15 protein-coding genes, 2 tRNA genes and 1 other RNA gene are annotated in these 20,676 nt (G+C 65.1%); 11 read left to right on the forward strand and 7 right to left on the reverse strand.

Features of this window, described 5'->3' with window-relative positions; all coding sequences use genetic code 11:
- Window positions 1-119: 119 nt before the first annotated feature.
- The 3 genes from ffs to B0I00_RS01535 all read left to right on the forward strand — a co-directional run bounded on the left by ffs (window position 120) and on the right by B0I00_RS01535 (window position 2,389).
- Window positions 120-214: signal recognition particle sRNA small type (ffs, locus tag B0I00_RS01525), an RNA gene on the forward strand.
- Between the two features lie 50 nt (window positions 215-264).
- Window positions 265-2,049 (forward strand): DNA polymerase III subunit gamma/tau, encoded by a 1,785-nt coding sequence (locus B0I00_RS01530; RefSeq protein ID WP_100865598.1) that lies wholly within the window; start codon window positions 265-267, stop codon window positions 2,047-2,049.
- Between the two features lies 1 nt (window position 2,050).
- Window positions 2,051-2,389, forward strand: coding sequence for a YbaB/EbfC family nucleoid-associated protein (locus B0I00_RS01535; RefSeq protein ID WP_100865599.1), 339 nt, complete (start codon window positions 2,051-2,053; stop codon window positions 2,387-2,389).
- Between the two features lie 18 nt (window positions 2,390-2,407).
- On the opposite strand, the gene B0I00_RS01540 is transcribed toward B0I00_RS01535, so the two are convergent.
- Complete coding sequence (locus tag B0I00_RS01540; protein WP_100865600.1) at window positions 2,408-3,694, reverse strand: Xaa-Pro dipeptidase; 1,287 nt, start codon at window positions 3,692-3,694, stop codon at window positions 2,408-2,410.
- Window positions 3,695-3,874: 180 nt separating this feature from the next.
- Between B0I00_RS01540 and lon the strand changes: the two genes are divergently transcribed.
- The 5 genes from lon to B0I00_RS01565 all read left to right on the forward strand — a co-directional run bounded on the left by lon (window position 3,875) and on the right by B0I00_RS01565 (window position 10,832).
- Window positions 3,875-6,292: an endopeptidase La gene (lon, locus tag B0I00_RS01545; RefSeq protein ID WP_100865601.1), complete on the forward strand. Its 2,418-nt coding sequence runs from the start codon at window positions 3,875-3,877 to the stop codon at window positions 6,290-6,292.
- A gap of 201 nt (window positions 6,293-6,493) precedes the next feature.
- A complete protein-coding gene (locus B0I00_RS01550) occupies window positions 6,494-6,808 on the forward strand; it encodes an HU family DNA-binding protein (protein WP_269800236.1) in 315 nt (104 codons plus the stop codon).
- 143 nt (window positions 6,809-6,951) lie between these two features.
- Complete coding sequence (locus B0I00_RS01555) at window positions 6,952-7,230, forward strand: hypothetical protein (protein WP_100865603.1); 279 nt, start codon at window positions 6,952-6,954, stop codon at window positions 7,228-7,230.
- A 93-nt stretch (window positions 7,231-7,323) separates the two neighbouring features.
- Window positions 7,324-10,062 (forward strand): preprotein translocase subunit SecA, encoded by a 2,739-nt coding sequence (gene secA / locus B0I00_RS01560; protein WP_100865604.1) that lies wholly within the window; start codon window positions 7,324-7,326, stop codon window positions 10,060-10,062.
- Between the two features lie 32 nt (window positions 10,063-10,094).
- Window positions 10,095-10,832 (forward strand): sulfite exporter TauE/SafE family protein, encoded by a 738-nt coding sequence (locus B0I00_RS01565; RefSeq protein ID WP_100865605.1) that lies wholly within the window; start codon window positions 10,095-10,097, stop codon window positions 10,830-10,832.
- A 47-nt stretch (window positions 10,833-10,879) separates the two neighbouring features.
- Here B0I00_RS01565 and B0I00_RS01570 read toward each other — a convergent pair.
- Window positions 10,880-10,954, reverse strand: a tRNA-Asn gene (locus tag B0I00_RS01570).
- An 81-nt stretch (window positions 10,955-11,035) separates the two neighbouring features.
- Window positions 11,036-11,815, reverse strand: coding sequence for an NAD kinase (locus B0I00_RS01575; RefSeq protein WP_100865606.1), 780 nt, complete (start codon window positions 11,813-11,815; stop codon window positions 11,036-11,038).
- 65 nt (window positions 11,816-11,880) lie between these two features.
- On the opposite strand from B0I00_RS01575, the gene B0I00_RS01580 reads away from it, so the two are divergent.
- Window positions 11,881-13,191, forward strand: a complete 1,311-nt coding sequence (locus B0I00_RS01580) for a GGDEF domain-containing phosphodiesterase (protein ID WP_100865607.1) — start codon at window positions 11,881-11,883, stop codon at window positions 13,189-13,191.
- A 6-nt stretch (window positions 13,192-13,197) separates the two neighbouring features.
- Here the strand turns inward: B0I00_RS01580 and mfd are convergent, their stop codons facing one another.
- The 3 genes from mfd to B0I00_RS01595 all read right to left on the reverse strand — a co-directional run bounded on the left by mfd (window position 13,198) and on the right by B0I00_RS01595 (window position 17,495).
- A complete protein-coding gene (gene mfd / locus B0I00_RS01585) occupies window positions 13,198-16,674 on the reverse strand; it encodes a transcription-repair coupling factor (protein ID WP_100865608.1) in 3,477 nt (1,158 codons plus the stop codon).
- 91 nt (window positions 16,675-16,765) lie between these two features.
- The gene (locus B0I00_RS01590) at window positions 16,766-17,032 is read right to left on the reverse strand and encodes an FAD assembly factor SdhE (protein WP_100865609.1); all 267 of its coding nucleotides are present in this window, start codon (window positions 17,030-17,032) and stop codon (window positions 16,766-16,768) included.
- A 58-nt stretch (window positions 17,033-17,090) separates the two neighbouring features.
- On the reverse strand, window positions 17,091-17,495 hold the full coding sequence (locus tag B0I00_RS01595; protein ID WP_100865610.1) for a baeRF12 domain-containing protein: 405 nt from the start codon (window positions 17,493-17,495) through the stop codon (window positions 17,091-17,093).
- 132 nt (window positions 17,496-17,627) lie between these two features.
- Here B0I00_RS01595 and recG point away from each other — a divergent pair, with 132 nt between their 5' ends.
- Complete coding sequence (gene recG / locus B0I00_RS01600) at window positions 17,628-19,685, forward strand: ATP-dependent DNA helicase RecG (RefSeq protein WP_100865611.1); 2,058 nt, start codon at window positions 17,628-17,630, stop codon at window positions 19,683-19,685.
- A gap of 4 nt (window positions 19,686-19,689) precedes the next feature.
- Window positions 19,690-20,505: a Cof-type HAD-IIB family hydrolase gene (locus tag B0I00_RS01605; protein ID WP_232730069.1), complete on the forward strand. Its 816-nt coding sequence runs from the start codon at window positions 19,690-19,692 to the stop codon at window positions 20,503-20,505.
- A 12-nt stretch (window positions 20,506-20,517) separates the two neighbouring features.
- Here B0I00_RS01605 and B0I00_RS01610 read toward each other — a convergent pair.
- A tRNA-Pro gene (locus tag B0I00_RS01610) sits at window positions 20,518-20,594 on the reverse strand.
- Window positions 20,595-20,676 lie beyond the last annotated feature (82 nt).

Raw genomic sequence — 20,676 nt, forward strand, 5'->3', positions numbered from 1 at the left:
CGGCCGAGCCTGAACGGCACGGCCATGCGACCAGCCCCGTGGGCCGAGTCGCGCAGCGATACTACGCCTCGGCGGTTTTGCAGGCTTGCTTAAACGCGACACCGCCGCCATATGCGCCGCCGGGAGTCGGTCGGACGTTTGCGTTCGCCAACCTGGTCAGGTCCGGAAGGAAGCAGCCACAACGGATTGCGGCGGGTCGGCCGGCTCCTTTTCCACCCTTATCTTTTCGACAATTGGGGCGCCTCCGCCTAGTCTCGCGCTACCATGGGTGATTCCCCCGACATCTTTGGCGACGCGCCGCACGAGGACGACGACACACCGTCTGCGGCCGAACTGGAAGAGGCTGGCCAGGCCTCGATGTTCGGCGGCCCGGACCCTGCGCCGGCCGCTCCTCCGCCCGCCGAGCCCGTTCCCGCCAGGCAGGAAGCGGCGCAGCCCTATCGGGTACTTGCGCGCAAATATCGTCCCCAGACTTTCAGCGCGCTTATCGGTCAGGACGCGATGGTGCAGACGCTCGGCAACGCGATCAGGCGCGACCGGCTGGCCCATGCCTTTCTGATGACCGGGGTGCGCGGGGTCGGCAAGACCAGCACCGCGCGCCTGATCGCCAAGGCGCTCAATTGCATTGGACCCGACGGGCAGGGCGGCCCGACGATCGACCCCTGCGGCCAGTGCGAACCTTGCGTGGCGATTGCCGAAGGGCGGCATATCGACGTGATCGAGATGGACGCCGCCAGCCACACCGGCGTCGACGACGTGCGCGAGATCATCGAGGCGGTGCGCTATGCCGCTGTCTCGGCGCGCTACAAGATCTACATAATCGACGAAGTCCACATGCTCAGCCGCAACGCCTTCAACGCGCTGCTCAAGACTCTCGAAGAGCCGCCGGCGCATGTGAAATTCCTGTTTGCGACGACGGAGGTCGACAAGCTGCCGGTCACCGTGCTCAGCCGGTGCCAGCGCTTCGACCTGCGCCGCATCCCGACGCCCATGCTGGCCGAGCATTTCGCGGCGATCTGCGCCAAGGAAGGCGTCGCGGCCGAGACCGAGGCCCTGGCCATGGTCGCCGCTGCGGCCGAGGGGTCGGTCCGTGACGGCCTCTCGATCCTCGACCAGGCGATTGCCCATGCCGATCTCGGCGGCGAGGGCACGGTTACCGTCGGACAGGTCCAGGACATGCTGGGCCTAGCCGACAAGAGCGCGCAGCGCCGCCTGTTCGCGGCCCTGCTGACGGCTGACGGCGCGGCCCTGCTGGACCTGATCGACCACCAGTTCGCGCTGGGGATCGAACCGCTCGCCCTTGTGCGTTCGGCAATGGAGCTGGCACACCGCGTTGCGGTAGTACAGCTTGGCAAGGGCGCGGACGATGCGATCTCGGCCGAGGAGCGGCAGGACCTTGAAACCTGGGCGCAGCGCCTGACCCCGGGGCAAGTGCACCGCCTGTGGCAGCTTCTGCTGAAGGGGCATGACGAGGTGCGCACCGCGCCCGATCCGCTGGTGGCGGCAAAGATGGCGCTGCTGCGCATTCTCCATGCCAGCGACATGCCTGATCCCGGCGCCTTGGTGAAACGGCTGGAAATCATGGCCGCGAGCGGTTTCAGCGCGCCGGCCTCGGCGCCGGACTCTGCACCGGCCCAGGCCGAGCCCGTGGCAAGCGGCGATGCCGAATGGCGCGCGCTGGTCGAAACGGTCGACCAGTCGGGCCAGCTGCGGCTAGCCCAGGTGATGCGCGACTGGGTTCGGGTGATCGAATTGAAGCCGCTCGAACTTCTCTACGCGCTTGCACCGGGCTATGCGGGCGATCCAAACGCCGAGCTGCGCGATGCGCTGCTGCGGGCCACTGGCGAGCGCTGGCAGGTTTCCCGCGGCGAGGGCGAAGGGGCGCCGACCCTGCGTGAGCAGGCCGAGGCGATCAAGCTGGCCGAGCACGAGGCCATGATGCGCCATCCGCTGGTTGAGGCGGCCTTTGCCGCGTTCCCGGATGCCCAGTTGATTGAAGAAAGCCCCGATGCGCGCGTTGCGCAGGGCGGCAACAGATGGAGCAGGTGACGTGAAGTCGATGGAAGAGATGATCAAGGCGGCCCAGCAAGCGGCCGAGACCATCAGCAAGCAGATGGAAGAAAGCCAGGTCAAGCTCGACGGGATCGAGGTCGAAGGCAAGGCGGGAGGCGGCCTCGTATCGGTGCGCGCCACGGCCAAGGGCCGGATCATCGGCGTCTCGATCGACGACAGCCTGCTTCAGCCCAGCGAAAAGGGCATCCTGGAAGACCTTATCGCCGCCGCGTTCAACGATGCGCGGAACAAGGCGGACGAGGTCGCGGCGCGCGAGATGGCCTCGATGCAGCAAGGCATGGGCCTGCCTCCGGGATTCAAGCTGCCCGGGATGTAACTGGCGTGCGAGCCTGGCCTAGCGTGCCGGCTCGATGCGTTTCCCGCCCTTGACCACACCGGCGACTTTTTCGAGCACGCGCACGTCCCGCAGGGGATCGCCGTCGACCGCGACCATGTCGGCATAACGGCCGGTGGCGATCTGTCCGACGTCGCCTTCGCGGCCCAGCGCCTGCGCGGAGTTGATCGTCGCCGCGCGGATCGCGTCGAGCGGGGTCATGCCATAGGTCACCATGGTGTTGAGCTGGCGCCCGGCAAGCCCGTGCGGCATGACGCCGGCATCGCTGCCGAAGACCATCTTCACCCCAGCTTTGAACGCCTTGCGGAAGTTGTCGCGCTGGATCTGGCCGATTTCGCGGTCCTTGCGGAGGTTGTCTTCGAGAACGCCGTTCTTGCGACCCTCGGCCTGGGTGTAGTCGGTGTTGTAGATATCCATCGAGAACCACACCGGCTGCTTGCGCGCGGCGGCAAGGCGAATGCCCTCGTCATCGACCAGGCTGGCGTGTTCGATCGTGTCGATACCGGCGCGGATCGCAGCCTTGATGCCTTCGGCCCCATGGGCGTGGGCAGCGACGCGCAGGCCCCATTGGTGCGCCTCGTCGGCGATCGCGCGCAGCTCGCCTTCGCTTAGCTGCTGCTGGCCGGGTTCTGTGTTGTGGGAAAAGACCCCGCCGGTGGCACAGACCTTGATCACCTGGGCGCCGTACTTGCGCTGGCGGCGAACCTGGTAGCGCAACTCCTCGGGGCTATCGCCAACGCCTTCGAGCTTCTTTCCCGGGTCCATGCTGGGCGGCATTCCGGTCCGGTCGCAGTGCCCGCCGGTCGCACTCAGGGCGTGACCGGCGCCGATCACGCGCGGCCCGATTACATAGCCGCCGTCGACCGCTTCCTGCAGGCCGACGTCGTTCCAGTTGCCCGATCCGACATTGCGCACCGTGGTGAAGCCGGCATCCAGCATCGCCCGGCCGTTCGCAACCGCGGTCATGGCAAAGAAGCTGTCGGTGAACTCCAGCCCGCGATGGCCGCCGATGTCGGCCGGACTGTCGAGATGCACGTGCATGTCGATCAGCCCCGGCACCAGGGTTTTTCCGCCGAGGTCGATATGGGTGACGTCCGATCCCCAACGCACTGTCCTGGCATCGGCGATCGAGGTGATGCGCCCGTCGTCGCCCACGAAGATCGCCGGATGCTCGACATAGGTGCCCTTGGCGACGTCAAGGAAGCGATCGGCCGTGATCACGGTCGGGCCGGCCAGTGCCGGAGTGGCGACGACGAGCGAAAGTGCGGAGGTGAGAAGGCGGCGCATGGGGCTCCCCGAAGTTGCATTGTTGCCGCATGCCTAACCCATGGCCGGCAATTGGCAAGCGGCCGGCATCCACAGCCTGATCGCCTGCCGGCATTGCGCCGTGCCGCAGCCGACCCCATATCTCGGGACAAAGGCGGGATTCACCCGCGCGGCGCGGTTCGGCGCCGGATTGGATAAGCTATGACCAAGACACTGCCCCTGCTGCCCCTGCGCGACATCGTCGTCTTTCCCGGCATGGTCGTCCCGCTGTTCGTGGGCCGCGACAAATCGGTCGCGGCACTGGAAACCGCCATGGCCTCGGCCGAGGACAAGGACATCTTCCTGCTCGCCCAGCTCGACCCGGGTTGCGACGATCCGGACGATGAAGATCTTTACGACGTCGGCGTGATCGCCACGGTCCTGCAACTACTCAAATTGCCTGACGGTACGGTGCGCGTGCTGGTCGAAGCCAAGCAGCGCGCAACGCTCAGCGGTCTTTCCATCGCCGCGGGAGCCAATGGCGAATATGTCGCGTCGAGCATCGACCTGGTCGATCCGGTGTCGGTTTCGGGCAACGAAGTCGCGGGCATGATGCGCTCGGTGGTCGAGGCCTTCGGCGAATACGCCAAGCTCAACAAGAAGCTGCCGAGCGAGGCGGGCGAGAACCTCGGCGAAATCGTCGACGCGTCGGCGCTTGCCGATACGGTCGCCAGCCATATCCAGGCCAAGGTTTCGGACAAGCAGGCTATGCTGAGCGAGGCCGATCCCCTGAAGCGGCTCGAAATGGCCTATGCCTTCATGGAAGGCGAACTGGGCGTGCTCCAGGTGGAACGCCGGATCCGCGGGCGTGTGAAGCGCCAGATGGAGAAGACCCAGCGCGAATACTACCTCAACGAGCAGTTGAAGGCGATCCAGTCGGAACTGGGCGGCGGCGATGAGGGCGAAGCCGACGAAATTGCCGAACTCCAGACCAAGATCGACAAGCTCAAGCTGTCCAAGGAAGCGCGCACCAAGGCCAATGCCGAACTGAAGAAGCTCAAGGGCATGCAGCCGATGAGCGCCGAGGCGACCGTGATCCGCAATTACCTCGACGTGCTCCTTGGCTTGCCCTGGGGCAAGCGTTCGAAGCTCAAGAAGGACATCGGGGCCGCGCAGGCGATCCTCGATGCCGATCATTATGCGCTCGACAAGGTCAAGGACCGGATCGTCGAATACCTCGCGGTCCAGGCCCGCACCAACAAGCTGAAGGGGCCGATCCTGTGCCTCGTCGGCCCTCCGGGCGTGGGCAAGACGTCGCTCGGCAAGTCGATCGCCAAGGCGACGGGGCGCGAGTTCATCCGCCAGTCGCTGGGCGGTGTGCGCGACGAGGCCGAAATCCGCGGCCACCGGCGCACCTATATCGGCTCGCTGCCGGGCAAGATCGTGACAAACCTCAAGAAGGCAGGGACCAGCAATCCGCTTTTCCTGCTCGACGAGATCGACAAGCTTGGCCAGGACTTCCGCGGCGATCCGGCCTCGGCCCTGCTCGAGGTGCTCGATCCGGAACAGAACGCCAAGTTCCAGGATCACTATCTGGAGCTCGACTACGACCTGTCCGACGTGATGTTCGTCTGCACGGCCAACAGCCTCAACCTGCCACAGCCGCTGCTCGACCGCATGGAGATCATCCGGCTCGAGGGCTATACCGAGGACGAGAAGGTCGAGATCGCCGAACGGCACCTGATCGCCAAGCAGGTCGAGGCGCATGGGCTCAAGGATGGTGAGTTCACCCTGACCACCGAGGCGCTACGCGATCTGATCCGCTATTACACCCGCGAAGCCGGCGTCCGTACGCTGGAACGCGAGATCGCGCGGCTGGCGCGCAAGTCGCTGCGCCGGATCCTCGAAGGCAAGGACGCGGCAGTCACGGTCACGCCGGAAAACCTCGGTGACTTCGCCGGGGTGCGCAAGTACCGCTATGGCGTCGCCGAGGAGGACCACCAGGTTGGCGCCGTTACGGGCCTGGCCTGGACCGAGGTTGGCGGCGAATTGCTGACCATCGAAAGCGTCACCACGCCGGGCAAGGGCACGGTCAAGACCACCGGGAAGCTTGGCGAGGTGATGAACGAGAGCGTCCAGGCGGCCTTCAGCTTCGTCAGGGCGCGCAGTCCGGCCTACGGGATCAAGCCCAGCCTGATCGCGCGCAAGGACATCCACATCCACCTGCCCGAAGGCGCGGTGCCCAAGGATGGTCCCTCGGCCGGCATCGGGATGGTAACCTCGATCGTTTCGACGCTGTCGGGCGTTCCCGTGCGCAAGGATATCGCCATGACGGGCGAGGTCACGCTGCGCGGGCGTGTCCTGGCGATCGGCGGCTTGAAGGAAAAGCTGCTCGCGGCGCGGCGAGGAGGAATCAAGACCGTACTGATCCCCAAGGAGAACCACAAGGACCTTGCCGAGATCCCGGCCAACGTCATCGAGGGGCTGGAAATCATCCCTGTCAGCCACGTCGATGAAGTACTCGAACGCGCACTGATCGAACCGCTCGAAGCGATTGAATGGAGCGATGCGGACGACCTGTCGAGCCAGCCCGTAAACGGCGCGACGGACACTTCCGGGCCCGCCCCGACCGCCCACTGATTCGGCGGCCCGGTCATGCTGCATTGCGGCATTCCCGGGTCGTCCCGATTCGCTGCGTCGCACCATCGCCGCGAAGCGGCGGCGCGGGCACTCGTTTCGTCGAAAATGGCGGAAAAACGTGCCTACCGGGGCGTTAAAACGCAGGATTGGCTTTGACAGCTTTGTGAAAAGCGGTTCAAGTCCGGCCACCTTTCGAGGCGAATCAACAAACACCGCTATCCCAGACCATTAGGGGGTTCACGAATGAACAAGAATGATCTCATCAGCGCCGTCGCGGATTCGAGCGGCCTGTCTAAGGGTGATGCCACCAAGGCCGTCGAAGGCGTATTCGATGCCATCTCGGGCGCGCTGAAGTCCGGTGATGAAGTCCGCCTGGTCGGCTTCGGCACCTTCTCGGTCGCCAAGCGCAAGGCGTCGACCGGTCGCAACCCGCGCACCGGCGAACCCATGAAGATCAAGGCCTCGACCCAGCCCAAGTTCAAGGCTGGCAAGGGCCTGAAGGACGCCGTCAACTAAGACGGCGGCGGGACGCACCGCCTCGCCGTCCCGCACAATCTTTCGCCGCGCCTGCCCCTGGGCAGGCGCGGTGCTTGATTCCGGAGCCCGGTCCCTGTCGCCGTACTGGACGCGTTAACCTCCATGTCCTATACCGCTCGGCGATGAACCGCATTGTTCTTGCCCTGCTTGCCCTCTTCGCCGGGATCGTCGCGCAAGCCGCGCCGACCCAGGCGCGGATGAGCGGCAATGGCAACACGGAAATCAATGCTCTCGAACGGATAGAAAGCGCGGCTCGCCCTTGTGCGGCCTCGCCTTCGGTTGCCGATCAGGGAGGATGCCGGGTATCGCGGCGCGAGCGGACGGTCAGCAAGCCGCGCGGCGTGCGCACGCGCGTCTACATTCCTTCAGTACTTTTTGGACCTGACCGCGCTTTAGAATAGCGCCGGTCCGAACCCCCATACCTATCCTCGCGCTGGCTTCGCTTGCCGGCGCGGGGCGCACCGCTATCCAACAGACAATACAGGAATTGCGCCATGTTCGGCTCGCTCGCCAAGGCCGTGTTCGGCTCGTCCAACGACCGCTACGTCAAATCGCTGGACAAGATTGTCCGCCAGATCGCCGCATTCGAACCCGTTCTCGAGGCGCTTTCGGATGAGGAACTGAAGGCCCAGACCGACAAGTTCCGCGGCCAGCTGGCCGATGGTCGCACGCTCGACGATATCCTTCCGGAAGCCTTCGCCACGGTTCGCGAAGCCGCACGCCGCGTGCTCGGGATGCGTCACTTCGACGTCCAGATGGTCGGCGGCATCGTTCTCCATCGCGGTGAAATCGCCGAAATGCGCACCGGTGAGGGCAAGACCCTGGTCGCGACGCTGGCGGTCTACCTCAACGCGCTCGAAGGCAAGGGCGTCCATGTCGTGACGGTCAACGACTACCTTGCTCGCCGCGACGCCGAATGGATGGGGCAGATCTACACGTTCCTCGGTCTGACGGTCGGTGTGATCGTGCCCAACCTCAACGAGTTCGAACGCCGCGAAGCCTACAATTCGGACATCACCTACGCCACCAACAACGAGCTTGGCTTCGACTACCTGCGCGACAACATGAAGCACGAGCGCAGCCAGATGGTGCACCGTCCCTTCAACTTCGCTGTTGTCGATGAAGTGGACTCCGTGCTGATCGACGAAGCGCGCACCCCGCTTATCATTTCCGGTCCGACCGAGGACAAGACCGACCTCTACGTCGCGGTCGATGCCATCGTGAAGCAGCTGCCGGAGGACCTGTACGAGAAGGACGAGAAGACCAAGAACATCAGCCTGACCGAGGACGGGGTCGAGTGGGCGGAACGCCAGCTCGAAGCGGCCGGTCTGCTTGTCGGCTCTAACCTATATGACGTCGAGAACACGCAGGTGGTCCACCACCTCGACCAGAGCCTCAAGGCCAACGTCATGTTCAAGCGTGACATCGATTACATCGTCAAGGACGACAAGATCGTCATCATCGACGAGTTCACGGGCCGCATGATGGACGGCCGTCGCTGGTCCAATGGTCTGCACCAGGCGGTCGAAGCCAAGGAAGGCGTGAACATCGAGCCCGAGAACCAGACGATGGCCTCGATCACTTTCCAGAACTATTTCCGCATGTATCCCAAAATCGGCGGCATGACCGGCACAGCGGCGACCGAAGCGGCCGAATTCTACGACATCTACAAGATGAACGTCGTCACCATCCCGACCAACGTTCCCGTCCAGCGCGTCGACGAAGAGGACGAGTTCTACAAGAACACGACCGACAAGTTCCAGGCGATCGCCAAGCTGATCGAGGAAAAGTCGGTAGCGGGCCAGCCGGTCCTGGTCGGAACGGTGTCGATCGAAAAGTCCGAAATGCTGTCCGAATACCTCAAGGCGCTGGGCGTGAAGCACAACGTGCTCAATGCCCGCTTTCATGAGATGGAAGCGCACATCGTCGCCCAGGCGGGCCGTCTTGGCGCGGTGACCATCGCCACCAACATGGCCGGCCGCGGCACCGACATCAAGCTGGGCGGCAATGCCGAGTTCCGCGTCGAGGACGAACTGGCCGAAATGCCCGAAGGGCCGGAGCGTGAGGCCGCTATCGCCGCGATCGAGGCCGAAATTGCGGCGGAAAAGGCCCAGGTTCTTGCCGCCGGCGGCCTCTGCGTGATCGGCACCGAACGCCACGAAAGCCGCCGCATCGACAACCAGCTGCGCGGCCGTTCGGGACGTCAGGGCGATCCGGGCCTGTCGAAGTTCTACCTGTGTCTCGAGGACGATCTGCTTCGCATCTTCGGCCCGGACACACTGTTTTCCAAGATGATGAACTCCAACCTGGCCGATGGCGAGGCAATCGGTTCGCGTTGGCTGTCGAAGGCGATCGAGACCGCCCAGAAGAAGGTCGAGGCGCGCAACTACGACATCCGCAAGCAGGTCGTCGAATACGACGACGTGATGAACGACCAGCGCAAGGTCATCTACGAACAGCGCTCGGATATCATGGATTCCGAGACCGTCGACGATGTCGTCGTCGACATGCGCCACGATACCATCAACGCGCTGGTCGGCGATGCCTGCCCGCCAGGATCCTACCCGGAACAGTGGAACATCGACGGCCTCAAGCAGCGCGTGGCGGAAACACTCGGCCTCGACGTGCCGATCGATCAGTGGATGAACGAAGACGGCCTCGAGCCCGAAGACATCGAGAACCGCGTGCGCGAAGCCGCCGATGCCAAGATGGAGGCCAAGGTCGGTGAAGACGGGGCGATGTGGCGCCAGGTCGAAAAGCAGGTCCTGCTCGAACGCCTCGATTTCTACTGGAAGGAGCATCTCGCCACGCTCGACGCGCTGCGTCAGGTAGTATTCCTGCGCGCCTATGCGCAGAAGACGCCGATCAACGAGTACAAGCAGGAAGCCTTCGGCCTGTTCGAACGCATGCTAGAAGCGATCCGCGAGGACGTGACGCGCATCCTGATGAACAGTGAACTGCGCATGCCCGAGCCGGTCGAACTGCCCGACCTGCCGGACTTCCTGACCAGCCACATCGATCCATTCACCGGCGAGAACGACGCTGCGCGACCGACCCCTGGTGCGGCGACGATGATGAGCGCGCTGGGAGCGGCGGAGGCTTCGGCCGCGAGCGCCGTGCCGCCGCGTCCGGGCGAAGGCGATCCCTATGCCGGCATGGGTCTGTCGCGCAACGCGCCCTGTCCGTGCGGATCGGGCGAGAAGTACAAGCACTGCCACGGCGCGGCTGCCTGAGCGTCATGTCCTAGGGCCCGAGTGGGTCGGCGATGATCTGGCTTCCGCTCGGCTTCTTCCTGACCGCACTTTCATATGCCTCGGTCGGGTTTGGCGGCGGCTCGACCTACAGTGCGCTGCTGGCCTTGGTCGGATTCGACTACCGGCTGCTGCCGTTGGTCAGCCTGGCCTGCAACATCGTGGTCGTGACGGGCAGCACGGTGCGGTTCGCGCGCAGTGGGGTGATCCCGTGGCGGCGTGCGCTGATCGTGTCGCTGGTGGCGGCGCCGCTCGCCTTCCTTGGCGGTCTGACGCCGATCAAGCAGGCGACGTTCTTGTTCATTCTTGGTCTCAGCCTCGTCGCGGCGGGGCTGGCGCTGCTTTTGCCCCGCGCGCCTGAGGCCGAGGCGCAACCTCACCCTGCCGCCCGCTACATGGCCTTCGCCGCCGCGCCGCTCGGCTACCTTGCTGGTCTCGTGGGCATCGGAGGCGGGATCTTTCTTGCCCCGCTGCTGCACCTTACGCGCTGGGCCAAGGCGCGCGAAATCGCAGCGACGACCAGTCTGTTCATCCTGATCAACTCGGCCGCGGGGATTGTCGGGCAACTCGCCAAGAACGGACCCGAGCGCCTCGCCGAAGCCATGGGCGGCGTACTACCGCTGCTCATTGCGGTGGTGATCGGGGGCCAGCTTGGCAGCCTGCTTGCGCTGCGCTTCCTGCCTGAACGCGTCATCCGCTGGCTGACCGCAGCCTTGACGATCTGGGCCGGAAGCCGGCTGCTGCTGGGTTGAAACGAAAAAGCCCCGCCGTTTGGCAGGGCTGCTTTGCAGTCGGAAGGTGGCTCCCCGAGTAGGATTCGAACCTACGACCAAGTGATTAACAGTCACCTACTCTACCGCTGAGCTATCGGGGAATGCTCGGCCCGCCTTCAAGACAGGGGTGCGCCTATAGCAGCGCTTCGATCTTTGGCAAGCGGGACCGATGGAAAATTTCGTCAGAAATGGAACTGCTCGGCAAAGATGCGCTCCTCGAGCGTTAGCCCCGGATCGAACAGCAATTGCAGCTTCATCTCGTGGGCGACCCGCACCTGGACAGCGTGGACGTCGCGCAGCTCCTTCTGGTCGGCAACCACCGCGACCGGGCGCTTGACCGGTTCGATAACCCTGAACTGCATCTCGTAATGGTCGGGAATGATCGCCCCGCGCCAGCGACGGGGGCGAAACGGGCTGATCGGGGTAAGGGCCAGCATGTTCGAACCCATCGGCAGGATCGGGCCGTTGGCCGACAGGTTGTAGGCGGTTGAGCCGGCTGGCGTCGCCACCAGGATGCCGTCGCAGAACAGCTCGGGCAAACGCACCTTGCCATTGACCGAAATTTCGAGCTTCGCGGTCTGGCGCGTTTCGCGCAGCAGCGACACCTCGTTGATTGCGCAGAAACGTTCTTCCACTCCGCTTCCGGTGGTCGCCACCATTTCGAGCGGCGTCACGGCCAGCGGCTTGGCCCGCGATATCCGTTCTTCAAGCGGGCGGCTCGACTTGGGCTTGTTCATCATGAACCCGACCGTACCGTAATTCAGGCCATAAGCGGGGATGACCCGGCCTTGATCGAGCATGTGGTGAAGGCAGTGCAGCATATGGCCGTCGCCGCCCAGCACGACCAGAGCGTCGGCCTCGGCCAAAGGCACGAAATCGGTCGACTGGCGCAGGATTTCCGCAGCCTCTCGAGCGCGATCGGTGTCGGACGGCATGATGGCCAGGCGGTGGCTCGGTGGCATGGGGCGGGTGATATGGCCCGCCGCTGCGCTTGGCAACGCAACAATTTGGCAAAGGGTTTGGGCCTATGGCTGCGGCGATGAAAGGCAGCCTGGCCATAGCGGAGGACAGCCCGCATGACGTCGTGACGGGCCTGGCAACCCGCGACGCGGCCCGCGTCCGGTTGACCAGGTGGCTGGACGATGGCCGGCCGGTGCAGGCGATGCTCATCGGCCTAAGACGATTCGATGCGATCAATCTGGCCTATGGCAAGGGTGTCGGTGACGCCGCGCTTGCCGAGGTGGCGCAGCGCCTAAAGTCCTTCGCCGCAAGCGAGATGGACGGTCTGTGGCTGGTGGCAAGAACCGGCGGGGGCCAGTTCCTGATCGCCTCGGCGGAACCGTGCAGCCGCGAAAGCTGGCAAGTTGCTGCAGAGCAGTTGCTTGGCACGTTGGGACGTTCTTTCGCGGTGCAGGCGACCACCCTGCGGCTGTCGCCGCGCGCGGCCTTGCTGAGGGGGCTAGTCGGTGAAGATGCCGATTCGATGCTCGATCGGCTGGCCCAGGCCCTGTCACGCGTGATGGACCGGCCCGGGGGGCTGCTGCTGGGCTGGGGCGATGGCGAGGGATCGGCTGCGGGACACAGCGCCGCGCAGTTCGAGGCCGACCTACTTCGCGCAATCGACGATAACTCGATCGAGCTGGTCTTCCAGCCGCAGTTCGCCTGCGCCGACGATCGCCTTCTCGGAGCTGAGGCGCTTGCCCGGTGGAACCACTCGAAGGTGGGGCGGATCGGTGCTGGTGCGCTGTTCGCCATCGCCGAACGGGCCGATCATGTTGCGCCTCTGTCGCGCCATATCGCGCGGCTTGCGATGCAGCAGGCGCGGGCCTGGCCGATGGATCTGCGCCTGTCGCTAAACGTGACGCCGAACGATCTCGCGGCGGCCGACTTTGCCGACCGCTTTGCCGCACTGGCCGGCGAATGCAGCTTTCCGCTGTGGCGCCTGACGCTGGAGGTGACCGAGCAGGTGCTGGTCGCCGACATCGGCCATGCCGCCCGCTCTCTCGCGGCGTTGTCGGCACGCGGCGCGCGGATTGCGCTCGACGATTTCGGCGCGGGATTCTGCAACTTCCGTTATCTGAAGCTTTTGCCGCTGCACAAGCTCAAGCTCGATCGCAGCATGGTCGATGGCATCGTGACCGATCCGCGCGATCTTGCGGTGCTGCGCGGCATTGTCGCCATGGCACGGGCACTCGATCTCGAGGTGATCGCCGAGGGAATCGAGAGCGAGGCCCAGCGAGTCATGGTCGCGGCCGAGGGGTGCAGTGCCTACCAGGGCTTCCTGCGCGCGCCGCCGCTGTCGGGCGATGCGTTCCTTGCCCTCGCGACGGGGGCATGAACCCGTCTATTTGACCGCCTTGCGTGCGATGGCGCTGAGACCCTTGGTGAGCTGGAACAGCCCGTTGAGACGCGCCAGGGGATCGCCCCAGGCGCGTTGCACGACGATCTTGCTGTCAGGGCGCAACTTGATCGTGCCTTCGAGCCGCTGGGCATAGGCGAGAAGACCTGCCGGATCGGGAAATTCGTCGTTGTGGAAGGCGACGAGCGTGCCCTTGGGACCGACGTCGATCTTGGCGACATTCGCCTCGATCGCCTGGCGCTTGATCTGGATCAGCTTGATCAGGTTCGCGGTCGGCGCGGGGAGCGGGCCGAAGCGGTCGATCATCTCGGCCGACATGGCCTCGATCTCTGCTTGGTCGTCGGCATCGTTGAGGCGGCGATAGAGTGCCATGCGCACCGCAAGATCGGGAACGTAGTCTTCGGGAATCATGATCGGCGCGTCGACCGTGATCTGCGGGCTGAGCGCGCTGCGCTCCCTGGCGAGGCCCAGGTCGCCGGCCTTGGCCGCCAGGATCGCGTCCTCCAGCATCGACTGGTAGAGTTCGAAGCCGACCTCGCGGATGTGGCCCGACTGCTCGTCGCCCAGGAGGTTGCCCGCGCCGCGAATATCGAGGTCGTGGCTGGCAAGCTGGAAACCCGCGCCAAGGCTGTCGAGATCGCCCAGCACCTTGAGGCGCTTTTCGGCCACTTCGGACAACTGTGTGTCGACCGGCGTGGTGAGATAGGCATAGGCGCGCAACTTCGAGCGTCCAACCCGGCCGCGCAGCTGGTACAGCTGGGCAAGGCCGAAGCGATCGGCGCGGTGGATGATGATCGTGTTGGCGCTGGGTATGTCGAGGCCGGATTCAACGATGGTGGTCGACAGAAGCACCTCGTACTTCTTCTCGTAGAACGCGCTCATCCGTTCCTCGACTTCGCTCGCCGCCATCTGACCGTGGGCGGTGACGGCGCGTATTTCCGGCACGGTTTCGCGCAGCCACCTTTCCACGCCCTCCATGTCGGAGATGCGCGGCACGACTATGAAGCTCTGCCCGCCGCGGTGATGCTCGCGCAGCAAGGCCTCGCGCATCACCATGTCGTCCCATTCCATGACGTAGGTGCGCACCGCCAGGCGGTCGACCGGCGGGGTCTGGATCGTGGACAGGTCGCGAAGCCCGCTCATCGCCATCTGCAGCGTGCGCGGGATCGGGGTGGCGGTCAGCGTCAGCACATGAACATTGTTGCGCAGCTGCTTGAGCGCTTCCTTGTGATTCACGCCAAAACGCTGTTCCTCGTCGACGATGACGAGGCCAAGGCGCTTGAACTTCAGGCTCTTGGCGAGCAGCGCATGGGTGCCGATGACGATGTCGATCGTGCCATCCTCGAGCCCCGACTTGGTGGCGCGAGCTTCCCTTTCGCCGACCAGTCGCGACAGGCGCCCAACGTTCAGCGGGAAACCTGCGAATCGTTCGGTGAAATTGGCGAAGTGCTGGCGGGCGAGCAGCGTGGTGGGCGCGATCACCGCTACCTGCTGGCCGCCCATGGCTGCAACGAATGCGGCGCGCAGGGCGACCTCGGTCTTGCCGAAGCCGACGTCGCCGCAGACCAGCCGGTCCATCGGCATGCCTTCGGACAGGTCGCCCAGCACGTCGTCGATGGCGGCTTCCTGGTCCTCGGTTTCCTGCCACGGGAAGCCTTCGACGAACTTGTCGTAACCGCCCTGGTCGGGCACGACCACCGGCGCCTGCTTTAGCGCGCGCTGGGCAGCGGTCCTCAGCAATTCGTGAGCGATCGCGCGGATGCGCTCCTTGAGGCGGCTCTTGCGCTTCTGCCAGGCTTCTCCGCCGAGCCGGTCGAGCGCGACGAACTCGGTGTCCGAACCATAGCGGCTGAGTACGTCGATGTTCTCGACCGGGACGTAGAGTTTGTCACCCCCGTGATACTCCAGCATCACGCAATCGTGCGGGCTGTCGCCGACGGGGATCGATTGCAGACCGCCGTAGCGGCCGATGCCGTGATCCATGTGGACCACCAGGTCACCCGGCGTCAGTGCGGCCAGCTCGGCCATGAAGGCGTCGGCGCCCTTGCGCTTCTTCTTTCGGCGAACCAGCCGGTCGCCAAGGATGTCCTGTTCGGTGACCAGTTCGATCTGGTCGTTGGCGAAACCGGTCTCGAGCGGCAGGACCATGGCGACCGGTACGCCCTTGGCGGCAAGGCCCAGCGCTTCCTGCCAAGTGTCGGCCATCACCGGCTCGGGCTTGACCGCCTCGCCGAGGATCGCTGCTATCCGGGAGCGACTGCCGGTCGAATAGGCAGCGATCAGCGCCTTTTTGCCGCGTTTCGCTTGTCCGGTCAGATAAGTCGCGGCCGCTTCATAGACATTGTCGCCGCGTGCGCGTTCGGGGGCAAAATCGCGACTTCCGGAAAAGCCGCAGTCGATAACGCTGCTTCCCTCCGGCTGAGCAAAGATATCGGTGCGATGGAGGGGGCGTCCCACCGACGCGGCGCCAAGTTCTTCTTTGGTCAGGTAGAGCGCATCGGGCTGCAAGGGACGATAGTTGCCCGCCGCCTTGCCGGCGGTGTCGGTCCGGGCCTTGAAATAGTCCGCGATATCGTCGAGCCGCTCGTCCGCCGCGCCAAACGCTGCGTTGTCGATCAGGACGAGGTCGCTGGCATCGAGATGGTCGAACAAGGTAACGAGCCTGTCCTCGAACAGGGGCAGCCAGTGTTCCATGCCGGCGAGCCGCCGCCCGTCGCTGACCGCCTGGTAGAGCGGATCGCCGGTGGCGTTGGCGCCGAACAGTTCGCGGTAGCGGGTGCGGAAACGCTTGACCGATTCGTCGTCGAGCAGGGTCTCGCTCGCGGGGAGCAACAGATGCTTGTCGACCGGCCCGGTCGAGCGCTGGGTGGCCGGATCGAACAGCCGCAGCGTTTCCAGCTCGTCCCCGAAGAAGTCGAGCCGGAGCCCGCTTTCCAGACCCGAGGGAGAGATATCGAACAGCGATCCGCGAACCGCATATTCGCCCGCATCGACCACGGTGTCGGTCCGCGAATAGCCCTGGCGCTGCAACAGGCCGATCAGGCTTTCGCGCCCGATCTCCGTGCCAGGCTTGAGCAGGCGCACGTTCTCGCGCACGCGGAAGGGGCTGAGGACGCGTTGCAGCAGGGCGTTGATCGTCGTGACCAGCAATTGCGGGCCATCGGCCTTGCCCTGCAGCCGGTGCAGCGTTGCCAGACGCCGCGCGCTGATCGACAGGGCCGGACTGGCGCGGTCGTAAGGCAGGCAGTCCCAGGCCGGAAAGGTCAGCACTTCTAGTTCGGGAGCGAAGAACGCGGAGCTGTCGGCAATCGCCTGCATCGCCGCTTCGTCCGGGGCGACGAAGACGGCACGGCCTTTCGCGGCGCGGGCGAGGTCGGCGAGGACCAGCGGCTGCGCGCCGCGGGGCAGGGCGGCGAGGGTCAGCGGTGTGGTGGCGGATAGCAATCGGGACAGGTCAGGCATGGCTCTGGTGCAACAGCAATCGCCCCGCGGGCCGTTTTGCGGCAAGCGGGGTATCAGGAGAACGAGGCCCTAGCGCCCCGGTTCCAAGTTGTCAGCGGGGTATGTCGACGAAATCGAGTTTGCGCAGTGCGTCCATCTGTGCGCCCTGGTATTCCGGGGGCACCGCAAGGCTGCCCAGCGCCCAGCCGATGATGTCGACGTCCTCTTCGTCGAGCAGACGTTCGAACCAGGTAACTTCGGCTTCGCCCCATTCCGCTCCGTAGCGATCGAAGAAGCAGCCGATCATATAGTCGGCTTCGCGCGTGCCGCGGTGCCAGGCACGGAACTTGAGCCGCTTGATTCGGGTTTCGTCGATCATTGCGCGCGATTAGGTTGCGCCACGCAGCGGCGCAACCCGGTTGCCCGCTTCCGGCAGGTCAGTGGACCTCGCGCAGGGCGGCCACGACCTCGGCGACCGGGCGCCCGACCAGATCCTTGGCGATCTCCTTGCCGATCACCTGGGCAGTCAGCTTGTGGACATGCTTGCGCAGTTCGCCGAGCGTGCGGGGCGGGGCGATCAGGACGAGGTCCTTGATCGTGTGATCGAGCACTTTGCTGTTAAGCCAGTCCGCCGCGGCGAGCGCGTGCGCATCTTCGCGGACCAGCGAGTCTGCGTGATTGCCGGTGCTCGATCGGTGGCTTCCGCCGGAGTGATTGCGGCTATCGAGCCGGGGCGCGTCCAAGGCGGCCAGTTCGGGTGCCGCTTCGGTTCCGGCATTGCGATAGAGTTCGAACCGCGCGCCGTCGATCAACGCAATTACGGCTCCGTGGGGCAAAAGCATAGACGTCTCCTCTGCAATTTCGCGTCAGTCTGGAGTCCGGCTACGCGCGCAGGTCTACACCCATCCATGCGCTGCATCAAATTGCGGCAAAAATCCGCTGCTCTGCGACGCGCAGCCGGCTATGGGAGGAGAATGCGTCCCGACCGGCTCAATCCCCTGTTCGTTTCGGCCGACAGCCTGAAGGGGGTGGGACCAGGGCTGGCCCGTCCGCTTGAACGGCTGGGCCTGACCCGGGTGCGCGACTTTCTTTACCACCTGCCGGACCGCTTCGTCGAGCGGCGCGCAGTAACCGATCTCGACCAGGCGAGCGTCGGGGAAAATATCGTCGTGGCGCTGACCCCGATCGAATACCGCAGTTCGGCGGGGCGCGGCCCGTTCCGTGTGCTGGCGACCGATGCGCCGGGCAATGTCTGCGCGATCACCTATTTCGGGCGCAACGCGGGCTGGGCGAAGAAATCGCTCCCGCTCGGCGAAACGCGGTGGATCGCCGGGCGGCTCGACCAGTTCGGGCAGATGCTGCAGGTCGTCCATCCCGATCATGTCAGCGAGGAAAGCGCAGTGGCGCTCGGCCAGTTGGTCGAGCCAGTCTATGCCTTGTGCGAGGGCCTGACCCAGGGCAGGCTGACCGCGCTGATCCAGCAAGCCTTGGTCGGCATCGACGATCTTCCCGAATGGATCGAGCCCGGGCTGTTCGACCGGATGAAATGGCCCTCTTGGCGCGATGCGCTGGACTTGGTGCACAAGGGCGAACACCGCGAGGCGCGCGATCGGCTGGCCTATGACGAGTTGCTGGCCAACAGCCTGGCGCTGCTCCTGGTCAAGACCGCCAACCGGGCCCGGCGCGGGACGCCGCTGGCCGGGGACGGACGGCTTCGGGCGCGGGTGAACCTGCCGTTTGCCCTGACTGGCGCGCAGCGGCGCTCGATCGCCGAGATCGAGGCCGACATTGCGCAGGAGGCGCCGATGCTGCGCCTGCTGCAAGGCGATGTCGGATCGGGAAAGACTGTGGTCGCGCTCGAATCGATGCTAATCGCGGTCGAGGCCGGGGCCCAGGCCGCCTTGCTTGCCCCAACCGAGATCCTTGCGCGCCAGCACTTCGAAACACTGACCCGCATGGCGCAGGGCACCGGCATCGAGATCGCCTTGTTGACCGGCCGCGACAAGGGCCGCGCACGCGAGGCGACCTTGATGGGACTTCACGACGGCTCGATCCCGATCGTGGTCGGCACCCACGCAATATTCCAGGATGCGGTGCAATACCGCAACCTCGCCCTGGTCGTGATTGACGAACAGCACCGCTTTGGCGTCGGCCAGAGGCTGATGCTGGCGCAGAAGGGCAAGCGCACGCCGCACTGTCTGGCCATGACCGCGACGCCGATTCCGCGCACCCTGACGCTGGCGCAGTATGGCGAGATGGACGTCTCCAAGCTCGACGAGATGCCGCCGGGTCGCCAGCCGATCGACACGCGGGTTGTCGCGATCGAGCGCATGGCGGACGTCATTGCCAGCCTGTCGCGCCATCTCGGCACCGGACAGCAGGCCTACTGGGTCTGCCCGATGGTCCGCGAACTCGAAAGCGAGGATCTTGCCGCCGCCGAGGCGCGGTTTGCGGAACTGAAGGAGCATTTCGGCCAGGATGTCGTGCTGGTCCATGGCCAGCTTCGGCCCGAGATCAAGGACGCGGCCATGGAACGCTTCGCGGCGGGCGGGGCGAAGCTCCTCGTCGCGACCACCGTGATCGAGGTCGGGGTCGATGTGCCCAATGCTACGCTGATGGTGATCGAACAGGCCGAACGCTTCGGTCTTGCGCAGTTGCACCAGTTGCGCGGCCGGGTGGGGCGGGGCTCTGCCGCCAGCACGTGCTTGCTGCTGCGCTCGAACGCATTGTCGGAAACGGCCAAGCGGCGCCTCGCCCTGATGCGCGAGACGCAGGACGGTTTCCGCATCGCCGAGGAGGACCTCGAACTGCGCGGCGGCGGCGAACTGCTCGGCACGCGGCAATCTGGGGAGACCGCCTTTCGCGTCGCCAGCCTGGAGCAGATCCAGAAGCTGCTGCCACTCGCGCATGACGATGCCCGCCTGCTGATCGAACGCGACGGCGGCCTGACCGGAGAACGCGGCGAGGCGGCGCGACTTCTGCTCTATCTGTTCGAGCGCGACTGGGGCGTCCAGTTGCTGCGTGGAGGCTAGCGGTTTGATCACAACTCCGATTCGCCTGCTGGTCAGCGACATCGACGGGACCATGGTGCGCCATGACAAGTCGCTGCCCGAGGCGAACATTGTCGCCGTTCGCGATCTGGTGGCGCGGGGAGTTCCGGTCACACTGATTTCGGCGCGCCCTGCGGCGGGTATCCTGCCGATCGCGGCGGCGCTTGGCCTGGAAGGCCCGTTTGGTGCCTTCAACGGCGGGACAGTGTTCGAACGGGACGGCACGGTACTGTCCGATTGCGTCCTTCCCTCTCCGACTACGATGCGCTTGCTCGACCTTTATGCCGCCGAGGGAATCACCTGCTGGCTCTTCACCGCCGACCGCTGGCTGACGACCGACCTGGACAATCCGCATACCGGACGGGAAATCCAGTCATCGGGCCTTCAGCCCGAACCGTGGGATGCCGCCGATGCGCTTATCGAGGCGGCACACAAGGTCGTGGCGGTTTGCGATGAGGATGCGCAGATGGACCGGATCGAACAGGCTGCGCGCGAAATTGCCGGCCAGACGATCACCCTTGTCCGCTCGCAGGATTATTATCTCGATGCGACGGCGCCGGGCGCGAACAAGGGAGCGGGCGTCACCGCGCTAGCCGGACACTTCGGGGTCGATCTGGGCGCAGTAGCCGTCATCGGAGATCAGGCCAACGATATCGCCATGTTCAGGAAGGCCGGGCTGGCGATCGCGGTCGGCCAGGCGCGGCCTGTGGTCAGGGATGCGGCGCATCGGGTGGCGGCCAGCAACGAGGACGCGGGCGTGGCCGACGCCATCGCGCGCTTCATTCTTCCGACGCTGCGATAGTTGGAAACGATGTGGTCGGGGAAAGAGGATTCGAACCTCCGGCCCCTGCCTCCCGAAGACAGTGCTCTACCAGGCTGAGCTATTCCCCGACCGATCGTTCACCCCCCCGAAGCCGCGAGGGCGAGGCAGGAGCGCGCCTATAGTCAGGCATTTGGACGGTGGCAAGCGGGC

The organism is Novosphingobium kunmingense (assembly GCF_002813245.1).
Classification (GTDB): Bacteria; Pseudomonadota; Alphaproteobacteria; order Sphingomonadales; family Sphingomonadaceae; genus Novosphingobium; species Novosphingobium kunmingense.

What these genes read in the sequence shown, in the direction of transcription:
- secA (WP_100865604.1), top strand. Translation starts at nt 7,324, where the DNA reads ATGTTCGGCTCGCTCGCCAAGGCCGTGTTCGGCTCGTCCAACGACCGC.
- B0I00_RS01530 (WP_100865598.1), top strand. Translation starts at nt 265, where the DNA reads ATGGGTGATTCCCCCGACATCTTTGGCGACGCGCCGCACGAGGACGAC.
- B0I00_RS01555 (WP_100865603.1), top strand. Translation starts at nt 6,952, where the DNA reads ATGAACCGCATTGTTCTTGCCCTGCTTGCCCTCTTCGCCGGGATCGTC.
- B0I00_RS01580 (WP_100865607.1), top strand. Translation starts at nt 11,881, where the DNA reads ATGGCTGCGGCGATGAAAGGCAGCCTGGCCATAGCGGAGGACAGCCCG.
- mfd (WP_100865608.1), bottom strand. Translation starts at nt 16,674, where the DNA reads ATGCCTGACCTGTCCCGATTGCTATCCGCCACCACACCGCTGACCCTC.
- recG (WP_100865611.1), top strand. Translation starts at nt 17,628, where the DNA reads ATGCGTCCCGACCGGCTCAATCCCCTGTTCGTTTCGGCCGACAGCCTG.
- B0I00_RS01565 (WP_100865605.1), top strand. Translation starts at nt 10,095, where the DNA reads ATGATCTGGCTTCCGCTCGGCTTCTTCCTGACCGCACTTTCATATGCC.
- B0I00_RS01595 (WP_100865610.1), bottom strand. Translation starts at nt 17,495, where the DNA reads ATGCTTTTGCCCCACGGAGCCGTAATTGCGTTGATCGACGGCGCGCGG.
- B0I00_RS01540 (WP_100865600.1), bottom strand. Translation starts at nt 3,694, where the DNA reads ATGCGCCGCCTTCTCACCTCCGCACTTTCGCTCGTCGTCGCCACTCCG.
- B0I00_RS01575 (WP_100865606.1), bottom strand. Translation starts at nt 11,815, where the DNA reads ATGCCACCGAGCCACCGCCTGGCCATCATGCCGTCCGACACCGATCGC.
- B0I00_RS01590 (WP_100865609.1), bottom strand. Translation starts at nt 17,032, where the DNA reads ATGATCGACGAAACCCGAATCAAGCGGCTCAAGTTCCGTGCCTGGCAC.
- lon (WP_100865601.1), top strand. Translation starts at nt 3,875, where the DNA reads ATGACCAAGACACTGCCCCTGCTGCCCCTGCGCGACATCGTCGTCTTT.